The following is a 20864-nucleotide window of genomic DNA, read 5'->3' as shown; positions in this document are numbered from 1 at the left end:
TCGACATGACGCCAGTGTACACGTGAACAGGGCATCCTCCGAGGATGCCGGGGGTCGCGAGTCCTAGAGCGAGATCTCCGACAGCACCCCGTAATGATCCGACGCGGCGACGCCGTCCTCGAGCTCCTCGAGGACGACCCGCGACGAGAGCGGCTTGCCCCGCCCTTGCTCGTCCGGACCGCGGACGAAGACGTAGTCGATGCGGCGCGGGTACTCGTTCGTGATCGCCGCGAACGGGTTCCGCAGGGGATCGAAGGTGAACCCGGGGCCCTTGCCCGTCTGATCGAAGGTGTCGGCGAAGTACACGCTCTTCTGGTTCAGGGCGTGCAGCCCCTTCATGAACCGGATCTCCGTGGACTCGGGCTGCGCGTTGAAGTCGCCGACGACGATGGGCGGCAGGCCTTCCATGGGCGCCTCGCGCATGACGATCTCGGCCACGGCCGCCACCTGCGCCTCGCGCACGGCGCCGTGGTGGAACTTCCAGTTCAGGTGGGTGACGAAGAACGGGATCACGCCGCGGGGCGACGCGAGCTCGGCGAGCAGGATCGAGCGCTTCTCGTCGGTCTCGCCCGTGGGCAGGGGGAACGCCTGGCTCCGCCCGATCGGCCAGCGCGACAGCACGGCGTTGCCGAAGAGCACGCCGCCGCCGAGGTCGTGCGCGGCGCCGAACGCGGCCTCGTAGCCGAGCCCCTCGGCGATGTCGTCGGCCAGCGACCGGCCCTCATGCGACAGCACCTCCTGGAGCCCGACCACGTCGGGATCGAGCTCGCGAACGCCCTTCCGGATGAGGCCGAGGCGCGCCTCCCACGGGTCGTGGCGGTTCCAGATGTTCAGGGTGAGCACCCGGAGGCAACTCCGGGCAGCCGCGCCGGAACCGCCGTGTACGGCGCCGCCGGCCCCGACGCCTTCTCGAGGAAGAACCATGCCGACGGGCTACGCCAGCTGCGCGCCCGAATCCAGCCGTGATACGAAGGGCTCGGCGCAAGCCGCTCCCTTCCGGCGCGGAAGGGCGACCTTGACCGGGAGAACCTTGAATGATCGCGAGTGCTCCTCGAAGGGGGCGGCCTGGAACGGCCTCCTTCCGATCTCGAACCCCGCTCCGCCTGGCCGGATGCCTCGTCCTGCTCGCGCTGCTCGCCGGCTGCGACAGCAAGATGGAGCCCAAGGAGTGCGACAAGCTCCGCGGCGACGCCTTCGAGATGGTGAACAAGGCGCAGCACTGCAACACGGACGTCGACTGCCGCCAGAGCGAGTGGCCGGGCTGTGCGAAGCCCATCAGCAATGCGACCTTCGACAAGATCAAGCCCCTCGCGGAGAGCTACAAGACGGGCAAGTGCGAGGAGCCCAAGGTCGACTGCAAGAGCCCGCCGCAGTCCTACTGCAAGCAGGGGCTCTGCGTGCACCGCGAGATCGGGACCCCGGAGGGGGCGGGCAACACGCCCACCGACCAGATCCAGATCCAGTGATCGCGGCGGCGCCGCCCGGCCGCGAGCCCCGCGCGTCGGTACGCGCTTGACGCGCGCACCCGCAGAGGCCACGGACGCGGCCGTGAGCGAAGGCTTCTATCGCGGCAAGCGCGCCGTCGTGACCGGCGCCGGCGGGTTCATCGGCAGCCACCTCGTCGAGGCGCTGGTCCGGGAGGGCGCGCGCGTGCGGGCGCTCGTCCGGTACACCTCGGGCTCGCGACGCGGGCACCTCGACCGGCTCCCCGAGGACGTCCTCGCGCAGGTGGAGATCGTCCCCGGCAACGTGGAGGACGCGGGCGCGGTCCGGTCGCTCGTGCGCGGCGCCGACGTCGTGTTCCACCTCGCGGCCCTGATCGGCATCCCGTACTCGTACGTGGCCCCGCAGCAGTACGTGGCGACGAACGTGCAGGGCACGCTGAACGTCCTCGAAGCGGCGCGCGAGCACGGCGCGCGCGTGGTCCACACCTCGACGAGCGAGACCTACGGCACCGCGCGCTACACCCCGATCGACGAGGCCCACCCCCTGACCGGCCAGTCCCCGTACTCGGCCACGAAGATCGGCGCCGACAAGCTCGCCGAGAGCTACCACCTCTCCTTCGGCCTCGAGGTCGCGACGATCAGGCCGTTCAACACCTACGGCCCGCGGCAGTCGTCGCGCGCGATCATCCCGAGCGTGATGCAGCAGCTCGCCGCCGGGAGCGCCGCGCTCCGCATCGGGAGCACCGCGCCGGTGCGGGACCTCAACTTCGTGTCCGACACCGTCGCGGGCTTCCTCCTCGTCGGCTCGAGCGCGCGGGCCGTGGGGCAGACGCTCAACGTGGGGAGCGGGCGCGCCATCTCCATCGGCGATCTCGTCCGGCTCATCTTCGAGGTGACCGGCAAGCGCGCGGAGCTCGTGACGGACGAGGCCCGGGTGCGCCCCGACGCGAGCGAGGTGATGGTGCTGCTCGCCGATTTCCGCCGGGCCACGGAGCTCGTCGGCTACGCGCCCCGCGTGCCGCTCGAGGAGGGGCTCGCGCGCACGTACGCCTATGTCGAGCGCCACCTCGCCGAGTACCGGCCCCGCGAGTACGCGATCTGACGCACGACGCCGCGCCGTCCGGGCGGGCGCTTCACGCGCTCGGTCTCCCGGCGCGGGGCCGGCGGGATGGATGGAACGCCATGTGGAAGATACCTCTCAGCGATCTCTCGTTCGGGCCTGAAGAAGCGGAGGCCGCGCGGCAGGTCGTCGCGTCGGGCTGGCTGACGATGGGGGAGCGGACGGCGCAGTTCGAGCAGAAGCTCGGCGAGGCGCTCGGCACCCCGAGGGTGCTCGCCGTGACGAACTGCACCGCCGCGCTGCACCTCGCGTACACGGCGCTCTCGGTGGGCCCCGGCGACGAGGTGATCTGCCCGAGCCTCACGTTCGTGGCGACCGCCAACGCCGCGCTCCAGTGCGGCGCGAACGTGGTGCTCGCCGACATCGTCGGCGACGACGACCTCGGCGTCGACCCCGCCGACATCGCCCGCAAGATCACCCCGAGGACGCGGGCCATCGCGGTCGTCCATTACGCCGGCTACCCCTGCGACATGGACGCGATCGCCGCGATCGCGGCCGAGCGGGGGATCGCCGTGGTCGAGGACGCGGCGCACGCGCCGCTCGCGAGCTACCGGGGCAGGGCGCTCGGGACGCTGGGCGACGTCGGCTGCCTGAGCTTCTTCTCGAACAAGAACCTCGCGGTCGGCGAGGGGGGCGCCGTGATCGCGAAGGACGACGCGCTCCTCGCGCGCATGCGGCTCCTCCGCGCGCACGGGATGACGACGCTGACCCTCGACCGGCACAAGGGGCACGCGTTCACGTACGACGTCATGGCCGCCGGCATGAACTACCGCATCGACGAGATCCGCAGCGCCATCGGCGTCGTGCAGCTCGGACGGCTCGCGGCGGGCAACGCGCGGCGGCGGGCGCTCGTGGCGCGCTACCACGAGCGCCTCGCCGGCCTGCCGGGCGTCGGGCTCCCGTACCGCGACTTCTACGCGCGCGCGCTGGGCGAGAGCGCACACCACCTCATGCCGGTGCTCCTGCCCGAGGGCGCCTCGCGCGAGGCCGTCATGGAGGCCATGAAGGCGCGCGGCGTCCAGACGAGCGTGCACTACACGCCGATCCACCGCTTCTCGCACCACGGCGCCTCGGACCGGGTGCGCAAGGAGGGGCTCTCGCGGACGGACGCGATCGCGGGCCGCGAGCTCACGCTCCCGCTCCACCCGCGCATGCAGGACGCCGACGTCGACGCCGTGTGCGAGGCGCTCGCCGCGTCACTCCGGTAGGTACCGCTGCCGGTTCTTCTCGAACTCCTCCTGCGCCTCGGCGAAGTCGTCGCTCCTGCCGATGTCGAGCCAGTGGCCCCGGAAGGGGAAGGTGGCCACCTGCTCGCCGGCGTCGAGCAGCGCGTGCATGAGGTCGTCGAACCCGAACGGCCGGCCCTCCGGGATGAAGCGCAGCACGGCGCGGCTCATCGCGTAGATGCCCATGCTGACCCAGAACGTGTACGTGGGCTTCTCGCGGAACCCGACGACGCGCCCCTCGGGGCCGAGGTCGAGCACGCCCAGGTCGATCTTCGAGGCGCGCTCGCAGACGGCGACGGCGAGCGGCGCTCCGGCCGCCTCGCCCGTGCGGTGGAGCGCCGCGAAGTCGATGTCGCTGAGGATGTCGCCGTTCATCACGAGGAAGCGCTCCGGCAGGTCCCGCTCGATGACCCGGAGCGGACCCACGGTCCCGAGCGGCGTGTCCTCGCGCTGGTAGGAGAGGCGCAGCCCGTACCGCCTCCCCTCGCCGGCGACCGCCTCGATGAGGGCGGCCTGGTGGCCGACGCACATCACCACGTCGGTGACCCCGGCGCGCGCGAGCTGCCGGAGGAGGATCTCGACGATCGTGTGATCGCCGATCGGCATCAGCGGCTTCGGGATAAGGGCGGTGTAGGGGCGGAGCCGGGAGCCTTTGCCGCCGGCGAGCACGACTGCCTTCATGCGGTGACGTATACCCACGCGCTGGTCGGACGGGGGACCATTCCGCAGATTTTCGCGCTCATCTGGCCCGCCGCGTCCTCTCCGATTGACTCTCTTCCGGCTGCTCTTTAGTGATGGAGAGCGTCCCGCGGCAGGTCAGCCCCTGCGCGGCGCGATTCAACCTTCACAGGCGGCTTGGGCAGCAATCATGACGATGGTCCCCCCGTCCCGTACCCCCGGAAGGAAGCGCCGGAAGCTCGGATATCGCGGCAGCGGCACCTTCGCCATGTGCAGCGCCGGCCCGCACCCGGGCGGTCCGCTCTTCCGGCAGCTCTGCACGCTCGCCGACCGCTTCAGCGCGTGCCCGGACGACCCGGCCGCGGCGCAGATCGGGAGCGTGCTCTCCCTGCTCGCCTTCTACGCGACAAAGCCGAACGACCGGGATTTCCGGCTGTCGTTCGGCTCCTTCGTCATGGACCTCGCCCTCGCCGACGAGGAGCGCGCGCGGGCTCGGGGCGAGGGCGACGGGCCCGTCCCCTACCGGCGTCCGCTCCTCGAGCGCTGACCTCGCTGCGATGAGCACGCGCGAATTGCCGACGCGCCCCGCGGGGCGCAGCATGCGGACGGCCTCTGCCTCGGTCGTGCTGATCGTGAGCGCCAGCGAGCAGCTCGCGGAGCGTTGCCGCCGGCTGGTCTTCGTCGAGGGCGCCGACCTGCTCGCGTGCGATCTCGTGTCGCTGCGCGGGAGCGCGGCCTGGCTGAACCCGCTGGCCATCGTGATGACCCAGGACGTGCGGGCGTTCGATCCGGAGGGGTTCATCGAGCTGTCGCGGCGCATCGGCGCGGAGCTCGTCGTGCTCCCGTCCGAGAGCGTCTCGGACACGCAGCTCACCGCGATGATCACGGCGGCGCTGGACATCGCCCTGCGCCGTCGGACCGACTGACGCCCCTCGGGCCGCGCCGGCGCTCGCGTCAGTCGCGCGGCGGGAGGACGTCGCCGGACCGGCTCGCCAGCAGGCACCCCTCGTCCAGGCCGAGCTTGCACGCCTTGGTGAACAGCTCGACCGCCTTCGGGCCGTCGCGCTTCACGCCTTCGCCCTGCGCGTGGAGGTGCCCGAGCTCGACGCAGGCGGGGGCGTTGCCGCGCTCGCAGACGCGCTGGAACAGCGCGGCCGCGCGCCCGGCGTCGGCGCTCGCGCCCTGGCCGTGGAGGTAGGCCCTGCCGGCCGCGAGGCAGCCGAGGTTCGCGCCCGCGTGGCACGCGCGCGCGTGCCAGTAGAGCGCCGCCTCGTCCGCCACGTCCGCCGCGTCTGCCCCGCTCGCCCCGTCGGCTCTGTCGGGGGGCGCGAGCCGATCGTGGTACGCGTCGCCGAGCCGCAGGCAGCCCCGCGCGCTCCCTTCGGCGCACGCCGCCTTGAACAGCCCCATCGCCCGCCCCACGTCGACCGAGACGATCGCGCCGCCCAGGTACATCGATCCGAGCGTCACGCAGTCCTCGATCTGGCGGTCGGCGCAGCCGTTCGTGCAGCCCACGAGATCGTCCCGCTCGCAGGGCAGCCGGAACGGCGGTGGGGCGGCTTCGGCTGGCGCCGCGGCGGGCGGCGTCGCCGCGGTGGCAGGCCGGAGGGGCCCCGCGGCGTGGCGCGGCGTGGTCGTGGCCGCGCCGCCGCAGCCGCAGAGGAGGAGCGCGCCGAGGAGCGCCGCCTGGGCGAGTTCACGCACGTGCATCCTCGAACTCATGACACACCGGTCGCCCTCTCCCAACGCCGCCCGCGGAGGCGTTTGCCCCGGACGCACCGGGGGCGGGGGCGCGCCGGGGGCTGGTCCCCCGCCGGGCCTCGGTGTAGACGGATCCGATGCCGCTCATGAGCCCTCCTCCGCTGCAAACGCTTGACGAGCCCAACCTCGAGGCGCTCGTCGAGCTGATGTTCCTCGCGGCGTTCGCCGACGGCGAGTTCAGCCAGGAGGAGAGGGTGCATTTCGCACGGAGCGTGGAGTCGCTCACGGACCGCCGGATCCCGCCGAGCACGATGGATGAGCTCATCCGTACCGTGGTGGAGCAGCTCCAGAAGGAGGGCCGCGTCGCCCGGCTTGCGTCGCTCAAGGAGCGGCTCGCCACCCCGCAGGCCCGGAAGGTCGCCTTTTTCCTGGCCGCCCAGGTCGTGGTCTCCGACGGGATCGTCAGGACCAGCGAGCGCGAGCTCCTGCTCGACGTCGCCGCGGCGCTCGAGCTCGATCAGGCCGAGGCCGCGGACGTCCTGCGGAAGCTCGCCGCTTCATGAGCGTCCGGCCGCCCTCGGCGCGCTGCGCCCGGGCCGCCCCGGGGGTTTGCTCGGCCGCGGGGGCGTGCTTCAGGGCGGGGCGAGCGCCGCGGGGTGAACGGGCGCCGTCGTTTTCGGTTACGATGGCGTCGCCGTGACCTGGTCCTCGACTGGCAGCTTCCTGATCCCGTTTCCGGTGCCGGGCTCTGCGCTGACCTCCACCCGGGGCACGTACATGATCGGGGCGCTCATCGGCGACGGCCAGTATGGCTCGGTGTACGAGTGCAGCGGGCCGTTCGACCAGGTGTACGCCCTGAAGATGCTGCGGCCGGCCAACAAGCCCTACCAGGTCGTCAAGGAGGAGTGGTCGCGCGAGATGCTCCGCCTGGAGAGCTTCCGCCACCCGAACATCGTCTACATCCACGACGCGTTCGAGGTGAACTACCTCTTCTACCTGGCGCTCGAGCGGTGCGACACGAGCCTCCGGGCGCTGCTGGGCACCCCGTTCCAGCCGCCCTTGCTCCTGGAGCTCGCGCGCCAGCTCCTGATGACGCTGCAGTACCTGCACGACAACGGCGTCGTGCACGCCGACCTGCACGCGGGCAACGTGCTCATCTCCCAGCTCGACCACAGGCCGCTCGTCAAGCTCACCGACTTCGGCGTGGCCCACCAGCTCGACGGCGTCACCCGCTGGTTCCGCCCGCAGGTCGCGAACCCGAAGATCCTCGTGCCCGAGCTCGTGACGGCGGGCTACACGACGACGCAGAGCGACCTCTACCAGCTCGGGCTTCTCATGTACCAGATGCACACCGGCCAGCCGGCCATCGACGTGAACGCCCCTTACGAGGAGATCACGCGGCAGATCGCCGAGGGGGCCCCGCGGCAGAAGGCCGAGGCGCTCGGCACGCCGCTGAGCCAGGTGATCGCCAAGCTGCTGCGCCGCCGCGACGCTTACCGCTATTTCTCCGCGCGTGACGTCTGGGACGACCTGCGGCAGCTCCGCTGGACGTAGCGCGCTCTCCGGTGCGCCCGCGGCGCATTCCGGGCTACACCTCTCTCGCGGCGCCCGCGGCGCACCTCGTCCTTGGGCTCCTCCTTACTTCTCGGCCGGCGCGGCGGCGGGCTTATCGCCCTTGGCCGCCTTGCCGGCCGCGGGCGCGGTTTTTCCGGCCTTGTCGGCCGCGGGGGCGGCTGCGTCGTTCGCCGCGTCGCCGATGCCGAGCAGCTCGATGTCGAAGACGAGCGTCGCCTTGCCCGGGATTTTCGGCGGGCTGCCCGACTCACCGTAGGCGAGGCGCGAGGGGATCGTGAGCTTGCGCTTGCCGCCCACCTTCATCCCGACCACGCCCAGGTCCCAGCCCTTGATGACCTCCGTATTGCCGAGGGCGAACACGAACGGCTCCCGGCCGACGGAGGAGTCGAACTCGGCGTTGGTCTTCAGCAGGCGCCCTGTGTAGTGGACGCGGACCCTGTCGCCGTCCTTCGCCTCCGGGCCGGTGCCCACGACGGTGTCTTCCTTGATGAGGTCGGCGGGCTCCGGCTCGGCGGGCTTCACCTGCGGCACGGCGCTGCCCGGCGGCAGGTCCGGTTCGGGGACCTTGTCCTCGCAGCCCGCGACCGGACCGAGGAGGATGGCGCAGGAGAGGCCGAGGACGATTTGGAAAGGCTTCATGCCGCCACCTCTTACGCACCCCGCGCGGCCCGATCAACGGTCTCCCGCCGCGCCCGGGTCCCGGGGGGGGGCGGGCCGGGTTTCCGTTGCGGCGCTCCGGCCCGCGCGGTTAGGGTGCGGCCACCTTGGCTCGTGCGTTCTCCGTCGCTGCCCTGGCGATCGCCGAGGGAGGCGCCAACGCCGTCGGCGCCATGCGCTTCACCTGCGCCGAGACGGAGCTCGAGGTCGAGCTGGTCCGTGTCGCCGGCTACGCCGAGGGGTTCGCCCTGGGCGCCGTGGCGGCGCCGGTCCGCTTCGGGGTCCCCTACACCGCGATCCGTGGCCTCTTCCGTCGCGGCAAGGCGCTCTGCGTGGCGCTCGATCCGTCCGCGTGCTCGCCGCACAACTGCTTCGTCCTCGCGCGCTTCGAGGGCGATCTCCCCGGCGTGCCCGGCGTGATCTCGCCGGCGGCGATGGAGGCGATGGAAAGTGCCTACCGCGCGCGCCTCCGCGCCCGCGCGGCGAGCTGGATCGCGCCGGCGCCGGTCGGCGTGCTCGCGGCCGCCCTGTCCCCCGACTATCTCGCGAGCGGCCCGCTCGGCACCGCGTCGCTCGCGCTCCTCGTCGCGCTCGCGACCTGGCTCGCGCTGCGCTTCGCCGCGCGGCTCGTGACCTGGGGAGGGCTGCCCTCGGATCGCCTGCGCGACGCGCTCGTGGCGGAGCTGTCGCGCCGCATGGGCTTCGCGTCGGACCGCCTCGCGGCCTCGACCCCCGACGCGCCGGCCGCGCCCGTGTTCGCGCCCCGACCGACGCCGCTCGGCGCGCAGCCCGGGCGTGAGCGCGGCGGTGAGGAGGGGTTCGACGCCCTCCCGCTCCGGGCCCGCGTGCTCGTGCCCGCGGCGCTCGCCGTGGTCGGCATCGTGGCCACGATGGCGTTCGTGCAGCGGTTCGCGGCGCCCCGCGACCTGCCTCCGGCCGAGCGACGGGCGGCGCGCGGCGTCGGCCCGGCGGCCCGCGGAGCCGCTGCAGCGCTCCTCGCGAGCGAGGCCCGGGAGCGCGCCGAGCCGTCGTTCCCGCACTGCCTCTGCGACCGCGCCGACTCGCCGCTCTGGCGGCAGGGGGTGCCCATCCTCAGCGTGCTCGGCTCGACCGGGCCCGACGATGGCGCCGGGGTGATCGCGCCGATCCTGCGGCGAAACCGGGTGGAGGACGACGAGGCCGCCGCGGAGCCTGGCGGGACGGCGGCGGAGCCGGGCGATGCCGGCCGCGATGGGGGCGGGCGCCCGCCGCGGCCGGCGCGTGGCCGCTACGATTTCGAGCTCGCGGTCGTCAACAACAGCGGCGCTCCCGTGAGCGACTTCCGCGTGCTGCTCACGTTCGCGCGGCGCAATCGCCGCGGCGAGCGCGCCGGGATCACCGAGCGCGGTCTGTTCTGGGAGGGCGCGCTCGGGCCGGGGCGCGCGGTGAAGTGGCACGTCGAGGCGCCCGGGACGGAGGTCAAGATCGAGCCGGGGGTGACGGGCCTGCTCAACGGCGAGACCGGGGTGGCGTCGCCCGACGCGTTCTTCGCGCTGACGCGCGCGCGCTACCGCGTGGTGCGCATCCACGCGGCGATGATGCTCGCCTGGCTCCGCGACCCGCGCGCCCGCGACGCGCTCCTGTCGCTCCTGCCCGCCGCGTCCGGGGAGGAGGAGAAGCTCGGGCGGATCCGGCGTGCGACGGCCGACGTCGTCGCATGCTCGGTCGCCGTGGAGGAGGGCCGGCTACGGGCGTGCCTCTTCAACGGCGGCGTGGCTCCGCTGCGTGGCGTCACGCTGCGCGAGGTCGCGGCGGGCGAAGGAGGGGCGCCGCGCGCCTGGCCCATCGCGGCGACCTTGCCGGTCCACGAGGGGGTGGAGGTGACGCTGCCCCTCGAGGGGAGCGCGGCGCCCGAGGAGCTCGAGGTCGTGCTGCAGGGCCGCTGAGACGATGATGAGGGGTCTCCGGCTTCGCCGCCACCGGCATCGAGGCCGGGTTCGCGGCCTGGTCGAGCCCCGCGTGCACGTCGTGGACGAGCCCGAGAGCGACGCCGGCTGCTCCTGCTCGGGCGGCGGCCGGCCGTCGGAGGCTCCTGGAGCGCTGCCGCTCGCCGCGCTCGGCGCGCTCCTGTCGCGCCGGCGCCGGGGAGCCGGCTCCGCGCGAGCCGCGGCCGGCTCCGCGCGCGCGGTAGCAGGGGCCGGGGCAGGAGAGCGGGCGCCCGGCGTTGGCGCGCGGACGGGCCCGCTTTACAACCCAGCGCAGCCGGGGCAAACGTGCCGTCATGCCCGAGCCGAGCACCGCAGTATTCGAGGCGGAGGTCGCGCGTGCCCTCCGCTCTCTCGAGGTCGACAGCTCCGTCCCTGCGCTCGATCCGTTCGGCGATCCGGCCGGCGCGGCGCGCGCTCTCGCCGCGGAGGGAGACGGCCCACCGCTGCTCCTCCGCGCAGCGCCGGAGCTCGGCGCGCCGCAGCGCGACAAGGACGCGCGCTTCGGCCCGGCGCCGCGCGACCCCGTCTGGCTCCGGATCGAGCGCGGCGCGAGCGCCCTCCGGCTCGCGCCGCTGCGGCTCGCGGGCGCGGGCGGGGCAGGGGAGGGCGCGGCCGAGTCGCGCGACGCCGTGCGCGTCGAGGTGACCGCGGAGCAGCGCCCGTGCTGCGCCGCCCCCACGTGCGCGCGCGAGCGGACCCACGTTGCCGCCTGGCTCGCGCTCGCCCCGCCCACGCCCACGCGCCCCGCGGCAGCCCAGCGCCTGCTCGTCGCCGAGGCGCAGGACCTCGATCCCGGCCGGGCGGAGGCGCTCGTCGAGGCGGTGGCGGCGCCGCTCGCGGCCGCGCTGCGCGTCCCGCTGGCGACGGCGCGCGGCGCCGAGCCGCCCGGCGCCATCGCCCCGCGGCCCCTCCCGGAGGCTGCGCCGGCCCCCGCGCTGACGGCCGCCGCGCTGGCGCGGTTCGCGATCCGGAGCGAGGGCGAGCTCCTCGTCGTGCGGGACCACGCGAGCCAGGGACCGCGCGCGGCCGCGAGCCGCAACGCGCTCATCGGCGCCGTGCTGCTCGTCGCCGCGCTCGTGCTGTGGATCCAGACCATGCGGAGCGCCGCCGCGGGCGACAGCGGCATCGCGATCGGCGTCGGCAGCGCCGCCGCGCTGCTCTCGCTCGCGGGCTACGCCTTCCTCGGCGTCGCCCGGTTCTCGTCCCGGTATGCGGCGCGCTCGGCCCCGGTGGTGTCCTTCGGGCCGGGCCGCTTCGTCGTCGCCCCCTGGGTGAGCCGCACCGGCGCCATCGACCTGCGCCCCGAGGGCAGGCTCGGGGCCGCCATCTCCGCCGGGGAGGTCCACGGCGTCGGCGTGCAGCCCCGCGGCGACCGCTTCGCGGTCGAGATCGAGAGCGACCACGGCCCCATCGACGCCCTCCTCACCGACCGCGAGGACGTCGCGCGCTACTGGTGCGACGCCATGGATCGCGCCGTCGCCTCGGTCCGCCACCCCGGCGGCCCTTCCGCCAAGCAGCGCCTCCGCGCGCGCTCCCAGGCGCAACCGTCCGCCGCGGCCAGCTGAGCCGGCGCTCACCCTGAGCGCGCCGAAGAGCCGTTCCGCCCTGCGTCCGCAAGACGAAGCCAGGGCCCGACATGCCCCCGCGATTTTCTCGAGCAGGCGCGGGAGGCTGGTTCAGACCGCCCGGAGGTCCGCCGTCCATTCCCCGACGGCGCGGCATTCGGCGTCGTGGCTCTCGTCGCGCCAGGTCTCGGCGAGCCCATCGGCGTACCACCGGCGCATCGACGGGCGATCGAGCATCCGCGCCGCGTAAGCCGCCGCCGCCTCGCCGAGGGGCAGGCCGTACGTCTGCACGCGGAAGACGACCGGCGCGAAGAAGGCGTCGACCGCCGTGAACGTGTCGCCGGCGAGATACGGCCCGCCGAACCGCGCGAGCCCCTCGGTCCACAATGCGGAGATCCGCCCGACGTCACGCAAGAGCGCGGGCGGCGTCTCGCGCAACCGCACGCGAATACCGACGCTCATGCTGCACAACGAGCGGAGCACGCCGAACCCCGCGTGCATTTCTGCGGCCGCGCAGCGCGCGAAGGCGCGGGCGTCTTCGTCACGCGGCCAGACGCCGGGGTGCCTTTCGGCCAGGTATTCGACCATGGCGAGGGAATCCCATACCACGCGCCCTCCGTCGACGAGCGTCGGGACCTTCCCGGCCGGCGCGAGCGCGCGGAAGGGCGCCCACACGGCCTCATCGCCGAACGGGAGCATCCTCTCCTCGAAAGGAATGCCGGCCTCCTGCATGAGGATCCACGGTCGAAGCGACCAGGACGAATAGTTCTTGTTGGCGATATAGAGGGTATACACGGGCACACTCTACCCCGATGGCGCCCGCGCGCAAAGGCTCGCGCCAGCGCGCAAAGGCTCGCGCCCGCGCGGATATTCCGGACTCCGGTGCGCGGCTCGGTGCGCCGCGGATCTTGGCCCATGGCGAGGCGCCCGCATCCCCTGGGGCGACCTCCGAGCATCGGTCATGGAGGAAGACGAACGGCGCCGCCCTGACGGCAAACCTCATGCACCGCATGCGGCGACGGTGGCGCAGCGCGAAGGCGCCCCACCCGGCGACGGCGGATCGCGTCGCGCAGCCATTCTGGCTACGCGAGCGCGGCGCCGTGAGATGGGTCGACGACGAGCCATTGGATCGCAAGGCCTTTCGAGACACCGGCCAGAAGCAATGGTGGTCGAGCTGGTTGCCAGGTATCTTCGACGAAGAGCTCCCGGTCTACGAGCGGCAGACAGCGCCCCCCAAGCCCAAGCCCAGAGGGGAGCCCACCACGTCGACGCAGGCGCCCCCGCTCACCTCCGAGCAATGGGTCGATCATGTCAAGACGACCCTGCGCGACTGGGTGAACGAGCGAGGCGGACTCGCCAGGACCGTGAACGCCCCCCAGGATTACGAGTTCATCGCGCGCGATCGCGACGCGAGCGAGCTCTGGGGTCACTGCGCCACGTGCTACTACGCGGACGCGCCGCCCCCGCCGCCGCCCGAGCCGGTGGTGCCGATGAACGCGCGCCGGCGACTGGCGCTCATCCCGGGATCGTAGCCGCCTGCGCGGCTTCGCGGGCGCCCTTCACCCCGCTGAGCGCCGGGCTCGTCCATACCGCTTGCGCGCCACCCGCCTCCATGTAATGAACACGTTCAGTGAACGCGTTCATTAAGAAGCCTGGCCGACGCGACGCCCAGAGGGATGCGACGCGCGCCCGGATCCTCGAGACCGCGCGCGACCACTTCGAGCGTCACGGCTTCGAGCCGGCGAACGTCCGCGCCATCGCCGCGGACGCCGGCGTCGCCGCGGGCACGGTCCTCCTCCACTTCGCCGACAAGCGCGACCTGCTCCACGCCGCGCTGTTCGACGACCTCGCCGCCACCGCGGCCGAGGCCGTCCGCGACGACGAGCCCGGCACCCTCGAGCAGCGGCTCCACCGGCTCGGGGCCGCGTTCTTCGCGTATTACGCCCGCAGGCCGACGCTGTCGAAGACGCTGCTCCGCGAGGCGCTCTTCGCCGACCCGCCGTGGCAGGCGCGCTTCACCGAGCAGGTCGCCGCCGTGCACGGCCGCGTCGTCGCGCTCTTCGACGCCGCCCGCGCGCGGGGGGAGGTCGCCGACGGCGCCGACGCCGCGCTCTTCGGCGTCGCGTTCTTCTCCTTCTACTATTTCGCGCTGATCGCGTGGGTCCAGGGCGCGCACCCGTCGCCCGTCGCCCTGCTCGATCGGCTCGTCGCTCAGCACCTCTGCGGCCTCCGCCCCGCAGCCAACGTCAGGAGGGCTCGATGACGTCATCCATCATCTTTCGCAGTCCAGAGGCGCGCGCGCGCATCGCCGCGTGGTTCGAGCGGTTCCGCGAGAAGGTCCCGGTCCCGGCCCGAGCGCGCGAGGTCTCGACCCGCTTCGGCGCGACGCACGTCCTCGTCGCCGGCCCCGAGCACGCCCCGCCGCTCGTCTGCTTGCACGGCGCGCTCGCGAGCTCCGCGCATCTCCTGCCCGAGCTCGGCCCGCTCCTCACGCGCTATCGCGTCTACGCGCCCGACGTCATCGGCCAGTCCGTCAAGAGCGCCGACGTCCGCCTGCCGCTCGACGGCCCCGCCTACGCCGAGTGGCTCACCGACGTCCTCGACACGCTCGGGCTCGCGCGCGCCCACCTCCTCGGCGTGAGCTGGGGAGGCTTCGTGGCCCTGCGCATGGCCCAGAGCGCACCTGCCCGCATCGATCGGCTCGTCCTGATCGTGCCGGGCGGCCTCGTGTCCGGCCCGGTGTGGCAGGGCCTCACGCGCGTGGCCATCCCGATGGCCCTCTACCGCGCGTTCCCTTCCGAGGAGCGCCTCGCGCGCCTCCTCTCCGGGCTGTTCTCCACGCACGACGACCTGTGGGGCCCCTACTTCGGCGACGCGGTGCGGAGCTACCGGCTCGACATGCGGGTGCCGCCGCTCGCCACGCCGGAGGCCCTCGCCGGCTTCGCGCGGCCCGCGCTCGTGTTCGGCGCCGACGACGACGTGAGCTTCCCCGGCGCCAAGCTGCTCGCGCGCGCGAGGGTGCTCCTGCCGCGCGCCGAGACCGAGCTGCTCGAGGGGTGCCGCCACTCGCCCCCCACCGACGACGCCTTCCGCGCGCGTCTCGGCGAGCGCATCGCGCGCTTCCTCGGGCCCGAAGCCGCGTCGCCCCGGCTCGCCCCCCAGGCCGGGTGAGTCACCCCTTCCGCGCGCCGGCTCGCGAGACGTAAATCCGCGATCGCGACGATCCGACGGCTGCTGACGTAGTAGGCGCTGCTCGGGAGGTTACAGCAGCAATGGATTCCGCCCGGGCAGCGTGGCCGGAGCACGCCGGTACTGCCTGCAGGACGGTAACGACCGCTCTCGACGAGCGGCACGCGTTCAGGGTAAAATTTCTTTTGCATGACCGTTTCCACTGCGTCACAGGAAGAAATCGAGGCCGGACAGCTTGCGCGCAGGCGTGCGCTCCTTTTTGAGCGGGCGCCGCTTGCGATCGTCCAGTACGGCACGGATCTCACGATCGAGGACTGGAACGGTGCGGCCGAGCGCCTGTTCGGTCCTGCGCGGGAGGAGGCGCTCGGCCGGCGCGTGGACGACCTCTTGCCGGCGTCCGGCGACCCCGATGCGTGGCGGCGGCTCCTCGCGGAGGACGGCGCGGCGCCGCGGGTGTGGAGCCACGTCAGCAAGGACGGCGGCGTGGCGTACTTCGAGTGGCGCCACGAGCGCCTCCTCGACGAGCGCGGGGAGGTCACCGGCGTCGGGGTGTTCGGGCAGGACGTGACGGAGCGGAGCGAGCAGCTCCGCCGCCATCAGCAGAAGGAGGTGATCCTGCGGACCGTCACGCAGACGCTGCCGATCATCGTCTGGGCGATCGACGCGGAAGGGATGTTCACGTTCCACGAGGGCAAGGGGGTCGACGGCGCGGGGCTGCAGGAGGGGGAGCACCTTGGCCACAACGTGTTCGAGCTCTACGCCGGCACCGATGGCGTCGACATGCTTCGACGGGCGCTCGCGGGCGAGGCGTCGCATTCGCTCTCCTCGACGCACGGGGTGTTCTGGGAGAACTGGGAGATCCCCGTCCGCGACGAGCGAGGAGAGGTGTACTCGGTCGTCGGCGTCACCCTCGATATCAGCCAGGCGAAGAGCACGGAGCAGGACCTCCGGACCAAGCTGGAGCTCATCGAGCGGCAACAGCAGGTCATCCGCGACCTGTCGACTCCCATCATCCAGGTGTGGGAAGGCGTGCTGACCTTGCCGATGATCGGGGTCCTCGACAGCCAGAGGACCGCGGAGGTCATGGATACCCTCCTCGAGGCGATCGTGCGCACGGGCGCGCGCTACGCGATCCTCGATCTCACCGGCGTCGACATGGTGGACACGAAGACGGCGAGCTACCTCCTCGATCTGGTCGGCGCGATCCGGCTCCTCGGCGCCGAGGGCATCGTCACGGGCATCCGGTCGAACGTCGCCCAGACCATCGTGAGCCTCGGCCTGGATCTGGACAAGATCACGACCCTCGGCAACCTCCGCGCCGCGCTCCAGCACTGCATTCGCCAGATGAACAAGGAGCGAGCGGCCGGCGCGACCCAGATCGCGCCCGAGCGCCGTTAACGACGCTCCCCATCCCGGACCCTCACCCGGCTCACGGCGCCAGCACGGCCGCCCGCCCCGGCGGCGGCTCACGCCACGCGATCGATCGCCCCCTGAACGCCCTCCTGCTTGGAGCAGTGCGCACAGCAGTAGAACGCCCCGCCGGCCTCGATGCCGTGCCCCACGATCTTGCAGGCGCAGTGGGCGCACACGGGCGCGAGCTTGTGTATCGCGCACTCGAAACAGTCGAACGTGTAGGTCGTGCCGCCCACCATGACCTGGAAGGCCTTGTCGTAGCTGTTGCCGCAGCAATCACACGTGTTCATGGACACCTCTCGATGGTTAGGGGATGACGTTACGCGGCGCTGAAAGCGGAGCCGGCCCTCGCGATCACTCCGGGCTCCCTGGGCGGCTGCCCCGGCGCCGGCGGGTCTTCGATCTCCGGAGAGCGCTCTCCGGGCGCGGGAGGCGGGGGCGGGGGATCCCGACGCGCCGGCTCGCCCGGATCCGGGTCGCGCCGGGGCGGCTCGCTCGGCGCAGGATCCTGCACCGGCGGACCCGGTTCGGGATCACGGACCGGCGCGGGGCTGGGCGTTCCTCGGGACGGGGGCGCATTCACCGGCATGAAAGGTCCTCTCCTCGCGCGTCCTACGTTGAGCTCGGTTTGACGCGACGCAAACAAGGCTGCATGAACCGCGCCACGAGCGCCTCCGAGCGGAGCGCCTCGACGGGGCGACGCGCTGCGCCCACCGTGGCTCGCCGTGGGCCTCCAGGGCGCGCATTCCTGTCACACCACTGAGGCGCGGCTGCAGGCGGCCGCGAGCGGGCCGGATGGGCCCGCTCGGCGACCGAGGGCGCTTCACTTCGGGAGGAAATCGAGGAGCTGTCCGAGCGCCTTGGCGAGGCTCGCGGCTTCCAGCACGTCGGGCAGCACCAGCACGCCGAGCACGCTCAGGCCGATGCCCATCAGCGAGCCCCCGGCGATCACGCCCGCGCAGATGGCCTCGCTGTTCTCGGCGGCGAGCGCGTACCAGGGCCGCTTGACCGGCGCGGGGGGCGCCTCGGTGAGCCCGCCGGGCCCCGTCGCGATCAGCCGCGCTTCGCGCTCGTTGCGCTCGCGCGTCCTGTGCCATGTCGCGGCGCGCCGCTCGATGAGCCAGAAGAGGAACGAGCCGAGGAACATCGACCAGATATCGGTGAAGTTCAGGATGAACGCGAGCCCGAGGGCGACCGCGGAGAGGGGGAATCGATTCTTCGTGATCTGCTTCGCGACCTCGACGACGATGCCGACGATCGCCCCGACCACCACCGCGGACTTGGCGGTCGGGTGGAGGAAGTCGATCCCTTTCATCAGCACCTCGGCGACGGCCTTCCACGTGAGCGCGCTCGGGACCGGCAGCCTCTCCGTCCCGTAGCGCCCGATGTCTCCCTGGATGAGCACGAGATACCAGACAGGCACCGAGAGCACGAGCCCCGCGATCGCCCCGAGCACGTGCCCCATCGCCTGGTGGCGCGGCTTGCCGCCGAGCATGTAGCCCGGCTTGATATCCATCAAGAGGTTCGCCGTGTTGCTCGAGACCTCCGCCGTGATCCCGGCCGTCATCAGGTTCGTCGTGATGTTCTTCGGCGCGAGGACGCCGTAGGTGAGCTGCGTCAGCTTGCCGAGCGCCCCGACCGGGGTGATCGCCGTCATGCCCGTCGAGTTGACGGCGATGAGCGAGAAGATGAACACGAGCGGGATCGCGAGCACCCCGAGCCACCAGGAGATGCCGAACCAGAGCTGCCCGAGCACGACGACGACAAGGCCGACGATCGGGATGCCGATGAGCGACAGCTTCACCGGCAGCTCGATGTCCGCGAGCACGTCCCTCGCTCCGCCCTTCTTGGAGAGGCCCCGGAACGCGTCGAGGATCACCTTGGGCTTGGAGAAGAAGGCGTAAAGCGAGGACGTCGTCATGCACGCGACGCCGCCCCAGAGCGCCCAGAGCGTGATCTGCCCGAACCCGTAATGCCCGTTCCTCGGCAGGATGATCCCGTGCTGGATCAGGAGGGGGGCGAGGATCCAGTAATTGAGGACCCCTCCGAGGAGGAGCGACGCGCCGGTCCGGATGCCCATCAGTCCGCCTGTGGCGACGAAGATGATGCTTGTATCGAAGCGGATCGTGAGCTCGTTCAGGGGGATGCCCCGGATGGCCGGCGAGACGCCCCATCGCTCGAGCAGGTCGGCGAACCAGCCGTGATAGAAGAGCTCGTCGTAGTGATGGGGGATGCTCTTCAGCGCGAAGAGCGCGCGCATCACCTTGTCGTCGCGGAGGAGCTCGAGGGCGGCGCTCGCGAGGCCGCCGCCGAGGAGGAGCTTCGCCTTGAAGAGCCCCTCCTTTGCGTCGCTCTCGTGCAGCGCGTCCATGACGACGCCGGCGGCCATGCCCTCGGGGAAGGGGAGCTGCTCGTCATTGATGAAGCGCTTCTTCATCGGGAACGCGAAGAGCACGCCGAGGATGGCGAGGATGAACATCCAGATCATCGCCCGGCCCATGGGGATGATCGTGGTCGTGACCATCGAATAGGCCGCGAGGCTCGTGAAGAGCGGCGCGTTCATGTATCCGGCCGACGTCGCGATGGACTGCATCGCGTTGTTCTCGAGCACCGTCATGTCGCTGCCGAGGCCCAGCCTGGAGAGCACCTTGAAGAGCCCGAAGGCCAGGATCACGCTCGTGATCCCGACCCCGAGAGACCAGCCCGTGCGCGCGCCGATGTACAGGTTCGTGAGCGAGAGGAACGCGCCGAGGAGCATGCCCGTGACCGCCGAACGCCACGTGAGCTGGGGCATGTCGCCGCGGTAGATGTTCTTCAGCCACCATGTGTCCTTCTCTTCGAGGGACATGGTGTGGATCTGCTCGGGCGTGAGCTGTTTGATGGCCATCCGGCGACCTCCGCGCACCTTGTACCATGGTGAGCGACGCCTCGTGCAGCTCTTCGCCGAGCGCCCTCGCGCCCCCCCCCGGACTCCGTGGCAGCGACGGAATTGCTGGTCTCGTGTCGCGGCGCCCGCTCAGTCGCTATCGCGAGCGCTGCCGGCGAAGGCGTCGTCCCGGTTGGCGAAGAGCACGTTGAACGTGGTGAGCGTGCCGTAACAGCCGGTGATGTACGCCTGGAGCTGGACCTTCTCTGCGTCGGTCAGCCCCTCGTGCGCGTTGATCTTCTGCTCCAGCACGCGGAGCTTGTCGCGCAGCATGACGATCTTGTGGAAGAACACGTCGAGCGGGATGCGCTTCTCGGCCGTGCCCTCCTTCCCCGGCCGGAGGACGATCTCCCCGCCTTCCCAGCGGCCACCCATCTCGGCGCGGCCGACGCCGAGCTCCTCGGACAGCACCTCGCGCAGCACACGACGGAACTCGTCGATATCCATGTCGATGTCGATCTCCCTTGGCAGCGGCGAACGGAGGGGCTGCGGCGCGGCTCCGGGACGGCGCTCCGGCAACGGCGCCCGCTCGGCCGGCCGCGACCTGCCGCCCGAGCCGCGGGGCTGGCCTGCGGCCCGCGGAGGAGGCGGCGGCGGCGGCGCGCCCTTGGCCCGGTAGCGGGCGCACGTCGCGGTCGCCTTGATCGGCGGCGGGTACACCTCGAGGGCGCACTCGCCGACGCGACCGCGCACTGGATCCTCATGCACCCGGGTGTATGCCGCGCAGCTTCCGCACCGGCCCGCGTAGTCGTTCACCGCGGCGGCACTGTATCAGCTTTGCGCGGGTCCGGGGGGCGCATTGTCGGCGCAGGGTCGAGCCCGCCAGGGACGCCGCGCGCCGGCCCGGATCCCGCGCGCCGTCCGGGCAGGCTCACGCCCGCGCCGCCGCGCCCTCGCCAGCCGCCGGTCCGGCGCGCGCCGCAGCCGCGTCGCGGGCGCTCCAGGCCATGCCAGGCGGGCTCAGCGATGCTCACGGGCGAGCTGCCCGCGCCGCCTGGCCAGCCACGCCCGCGCCTCCGCCTCTTCGTTGACGAAGTGGGCGGCGACGTCGACCCCCGTGGCGATCGCATAGCCCCGGAGCACCAGCTCGGTCATGACCCTCCCCGCGAAGGTCACCCGGTAATAGACCACCCCGCGGATGGGCGGCACCCTGCCCGATTCCTTGACGACCGCTTTCCGGGACTCGGCCGGAACGCGGCCCAGCTGGACCACGTCGCCGGTGACCAGCATGTATCTCTGCCCGGCCAGATGGGACGCGATGAAATCGAAGAGCCGCACCACCTCGTCCGGCGAGATGTCGCCCCGCAGCATCAGATCCACGGTGTCCTCGTGTTCACCGATGCGGACCGTATGCTCCCCTATCCTCAGCACGCGCGCGATCATGTGGGCTCCCCCTGATGTG

The 20864-nt window shown here is 72.3% G+C and carries 22 protein-coding genes; 13 read left to right on the top strand and 9 right to left on the bottom strand.

All coding sequences use genetic code 11. The features are described from left to right. Positions 1–63: 63 nt before the first annotated feature. A complete protein-coding gene (locus tag WMF17_RS24690) occupies positions 64–843 on the bottom strand; it encodes an endonuclease/exonuclease/phosphatase family protein (protein ID WP_437595581.1) in 780 nt (259 codons plus the stop codon). 191 nt (positions 844–1034) lie between these two features. Between WMF17_RS24690 and WMF17_RS24685 the strand changes: the two genes are divergently transcribed. The 3 genes from WMF17_RS24685 to WMF17_RS24675 all read left to right on the top strand — a co-directional run bounded on the left by WMF17_RS24685 (position 1035) and on the right by WMF17_RS24675 (position 3773). Continuing rightward, positions 1035–1466 (top strand): hypothetical protein, encoded by a 432-nt coding sequence (locus WMF17_RS24685; protein WP_437595580.1) that lies wholly within the window; start codon positions 1035–1037, stop codon positions 1464–1466. Between the two features lie 82 nt (positions 1467–1548). Beyond that, complete coding sequence (locus tag WMF17_RS24680) at positions 1549–2547, top strand: SDR family NAD(P)-dependent oxidoreductase (protein WP_437595579.1); 999 nt, start codon at positions 1549–1551, stop codon at positions 2545–2547. An 80-nt stretch (positions 2548–2627) separates the two neighbouring features. Then, positions 2628–3773, top strand: coding sequence for a DegT/DnrJ/EryC1/StrS family aminotransferase (locus WMF17_RS24675; RefSeq protein ID WP_437595578.1), 1146 nt, complete (start codon positions 2628–2630; stop codon positions 3771–3773). On the opposite strand, the gene WMF17_RS24670 is transcribed toward WMF17_RS24675, so the two are convergent. Then, positions 3762–4472 (bottom strand): nucleotidyltransferase family protein, encoded by a 711-nt coding sequence (locus tag WMF17_RS24670; RefSeq protein WP_437595576.1) that lies wholly within the window; start codon positions 4470–4472, stop codon positions 3762–3764. The genes WMF17_RS24675 and WMF17_RS24670 overlap by 12 nt on opposite strands. Before the next feature lie 187 nt (positions 4473–4659). Between WMF17_RS24670 and WMF17_RS24665 the strand changes: the two genes are divergently transcribed. Beyond that, on the top strand, positions 4660–5016 hold the full coding sequence (locus WMF17_RS24665; RefSeq protein WP_437643564.1) for a hypothetical protein: 357 nt from the start codon (positions 4660–4662) through the stop codon (positions 5014–5016). 10 nt (positions 5017–5026) lie between these two features. Beyond that, positions 5027–5395, top strand: coding sequence for a hypothetical protein (locus tag WMF17_RS24660; protein WP_437595573.1), 369 nt, complete (start codon positions 5027–5029; stop codon positions 5393–5395). 28 nt (positions 5396–5423) lie between these two features. Here WMF17_RS24660 and WMF17_RS24655 read toward each other — a convergent pair whose 3' ends face one another. Further along, positions 5424–6179: a tetratricopeptide repeat protein gene (locus tag WMF17_RS24655; protein WP_437643562.1), complete on the bottom strand. Its 756-nt coding sequence runs from the start codon at positions 6177–6179 to the stop codon at positions 5424–5426. 128 nt (positions 6180–6307) lie between these two features. Between WMF17_RS24655 and WMF17_RS24650 the strand changes: the two genes are divergently transcribed. Both WMF17_RS24650 and WMF17_RS24645 read left to right on the top strand, forming a co-directional pair. Continuing rightward, a complete protein-coding gene (locus tag WMF17_RS24650) occupies positions 6308–6733 on the top strand; it encodes a tellurite resistance TerB family protein (RefSeq protein ID WP_437643560.1) in 426 nt (141 codons plus the stop codon). 133 nt (positions 6734–6866) lie between these two features. Beyond that, entirely contained in the window at positions 6867–7724 is an 858-nt protein-coding gene (locus WMF17_RS24645) for a serine/threonine protein kinase (RefSeq protein WP_437643558.1), read from the top strand. Between the two features lie 84 nt (positions 7725–7808). On the opposite strand, the gene WMF17_RS24640 is transcribed toward WMF17_RS24645, so the two are convergent. After that, on the bottom strand, positions 7809–8384 hold the full coding sequence (locus WMF17_RS24640) for an FKBP-type peptidyl-prolyl cis-trans isomerase (RefSeq protein WP_437643556.1): 576 nt from the start codon (positions 8382–8384) through the stop codon (positions 7809–7811). Positions 8385–8509: 125 nt separating this feature from the next. Between WMF17_RS24640 and WMF17_RS24635 the strand changes: the two genes are divergently transcribed. Both WMF17_RS24635 and WMF17_RS24630 read left to right on the top strand, forming a co-directional pair. Continuing rightward, positions 8510–10327: a hypothetical protein gene (locus WMF17_RS24635; protein ID WP_437643555.1), complete on the top strand. Its 1818-nt coding sequence runs from the start codon at positions 8510–8512 to the stop codon at positions 10325–10327. Between the two features lie 335 nt (positions 10328–10662). Continuing rightward, on the top strand, positions 10663–11934 hold the full coding sequence (locus WMF17_RS24630; protein WP_437595566.1) for a hypothetical protein: 1272 nt from the start codon (positions 10663–10665) through the stop codon (positions 11932–11934). 111 nt (positions 11935–12045) lie between these two features. Here the strand turns inward: WMF17_RS24630 and WMF17_RS24625 are convergent, their stop codons facing one another. Next, positions 12046–12729, bottom strand: a complete 684-nt coding sequence (locus WMF17_RS24625; RefSeq protein ID WP_437643553.1) for a glutathione S-transferase family protein — start codon at positions 12727–12729, stop codon at positions 12046–12048. Between the two features lie 305 nt (positions 12730–13034). Here WMF17_RS24625 and WMF17_RS24620 point away from each other — a divergent pair, with 305 nt between their 5' ends. From WMF17_RS24620 to WMF17_RS24605, 4 genes are all read left to right on the top strand, one after another. After that, positions 13035–13466 carry a hypothetical protein gene (locus WMF17_RS24620; RefSeq protein ID WP_437643551.1) on the top strand — a complete coding sequence of 144 codons (432 nt, stop codon included), beginning with the start codon at positions 13035–13037 and terminating at the stop codon, positions 13464–13466. Positions 13467–13564: 98 nt separating this feature from the next. Further along, positions 13565–14197 (top strand): TetR/AcrR family transcriptional regulator, encoded by a 633-nt coding sequence (locus WMF17_RS24615; protein WP_437643549.1) that lies wholly within the window; start codon positions 13565–13567, stop codon positions 14195–14197. Continuing rightward, entirely contained in the window at positions 14194–15105 is a 912-nt protein-coding gene (locus tag WMF17_RS24610; RefSeq protein ID WP_437643547.1) for an alpha/beta fold hydrolase, read from the top strand. The genes WMF17_RS24615 and WMF17_RS24610 overlap by 4 nt, the downstream gene beginning before the upstream one ends. Positions 15106–15312: 207 nt before the next feature. Beyond that, positions 15313–16521 (top strand): PAS domain-containing protein, encoded by a 1209-nt coding sequence (locus WMF17_RS24605; RefSeq protein ID WP_437643545.1) that lies wholly within the window; start codon positions 15313–15315, stop codon positions 16519–16521. 68 nt (positions 16522–16589) lie between these two features. On the opposite strand, the gene WMF17_RS24600 is transcribed toward WMF17_RS24605, so the two are convergent. The 4 genes from WMF17_RS24600 to WMF17_RS24585 all read right to left on the bottom strand — a co-directional run bounded on the left by WMF17_RS24600 (position 16590) and on the right by WMF17_RS24585 (position 20845). After that, positions 16590–16826 carry a hypothetical protein gene (locus WMF17_RS24600; protein WP_437595558.1) on the bottom strand — a complete coding sequence of 79 codons (237 nt, stop codon included), beginning with the start codon at positions 16824–16826 and terminating at the stop codon, positions 16590–16592. Between the two features lie 533 nt (positions 16827–17359). Next, positions 17360–19423, bottom strand: a complete 2064-nt coding sequence (locus tag WMF17_RS24595) for an OPT family oligopeptide transporter (protein WP_437643543.1) — start codon at positions 19421–19423, stop codon at positions 17360–17362. 129 nt (positions 19424–19552) lie between these two features. After that, positions 19553–20155 (bottom strand): hypothetical protein, encoded by a 603-nt coding sequence (locus tag WMF17_RS24590; protein ID WP_437595556.1) that lies wholly within the window; start codon positions 20153–20155, stop codon positions 19553–19555. 267 nt (positions 20156–20422) lie between these two features. Next, entirely contained in the window at positions 20423–20845 is a 423-nt protein-coding gene (locus tag WMF17_RS24585) for a hypothetical protein (RefSeq protein WP_437643541.1), read from the bottom strand. Positions 20846–20864 lie beyond the last annotated feature (19 nt).

The sequence above is a fragment of the Sorangium sp. So ce362 genome (genome assembly GCF_051519845.1).
Taxonomy (GTDB): Bacteria; Myxococcota_A; Polyangia; order Polyangiales; family Polyangiaceae; genus Sorangium.
Note: the sequence above shows the minus strand (reverse complement) of the source record. Positions and strands in the feature narration are given on the sequence as shown.

What these genes read in the sequence shown, in the direction of transcription:
- WMF17_RS24670 (WP_437595576.1), bottom strand. Translation starts at nt 4,472, where the DNA reads ATGAAGGCAGTCGTGCTCGCCGGCGGCAAAGGCTCCCGGCTCCGCCCC.
- WMF17_RS24655 (WP_437643562.1), bottom strand. Translation starts at nt 6,179, where the DNA reads ATGCACGTGCGTGAACTCGCCCAGGCGGCGCTCCTCGGCGCGCTCCTC.
- WMF17_RS24610 (WP_437643547.1), top strand. Translation starts at nt 14,194, where the DNA reads ATGACGTCATCCATCATCTTTCGCAGTCCAGAGGCGCGCGCGCGCATC.
- WMF17_RS24605 (WP_437643545.1), top strand. Translation starts at nt 15,313, where the DNA reads ATGACCGTTTCCACTGCGTCACAGGAAGAAATCGAGGCCGGACAGCTT.
- WMF17_RS24660 (WP_437595573.1), top strand. Translation starts at nt 5,027, where the DNA reads ATGAGCACGCGCGAATTGCCGACGCGCCCCGCGGGGCGCAGCATGCGG.
- WMF17_RS24600 (WP_437595558.1), bottom strand. Translation starts at nt 16,826, where the DNA reads ATGAACACGTGTGATTGCTGCGGCAACAGCTACGACAAGGCCTTCCAG.
- WMF17_RS24585 (WP_437643541.1), bottom strand. Translation starts at nt 20,845, where the DNA reads ATGATCGCGCGCGTGCTGAGGATAGGGGAGCATACGGTCCGCATCGGT.
- WMF17_RS24675 (WP_437595578.1), top strand. Translation starts at nt 2,628, where the DNA reads ATGTGGAAGATACCTCTCAGCGATCTCTCGTTCGGGCCTGAAGAAGCG.
- WMF17_RS24685 (WP_437595580.1), top strand. Translation starts at nt 1,035, where the DNA reads ATGATCGCGAGTGCTCCTCGAAGGGGGCGGCCTGGAACGGCCTCCTTC.
- WMF17_RS24595 (WP_437643543.1), bottom strand. Translation starts at nt 19,423, where the DNA reads ATGGCCATCAAACAGCTCACGCCCGAGCAGATCCACACCATGTCCCTC.
- WMF17_RS24650 (WP_437643560.1), top strand. Translation starts at nt 6,308, where the DNA reads ATGCCGCTCATGAGCCCTCCTCCGCTGCAAACGCTTGACGAGCCCAAC.
- WMF17_RS24640 (WP_437643556.1), bottom strand. Translation starts at nt 8,384, where the DNA reads ATGAAGCCTTTCCAAATCGTCCTCGGCCTCTCCTGCGCCATCCTCCTC.
- WMF17_RS24665 (WP_437643564.1), top strand. Translation starts at nt 4,660, where the DNA reads ATGACGATGGTCCCCCCGTCCCGTACCCCCGGAAGGAAGCGCCGGAAG.
- WMF17_RS24630 (WP_437595566.1), top strand. Translation starts at nt 10,663, where the DNA reads ATGCCCGAGCCGAGCACCGCAGTATTCGAGGCGGAGGTCGCGCGTGCC.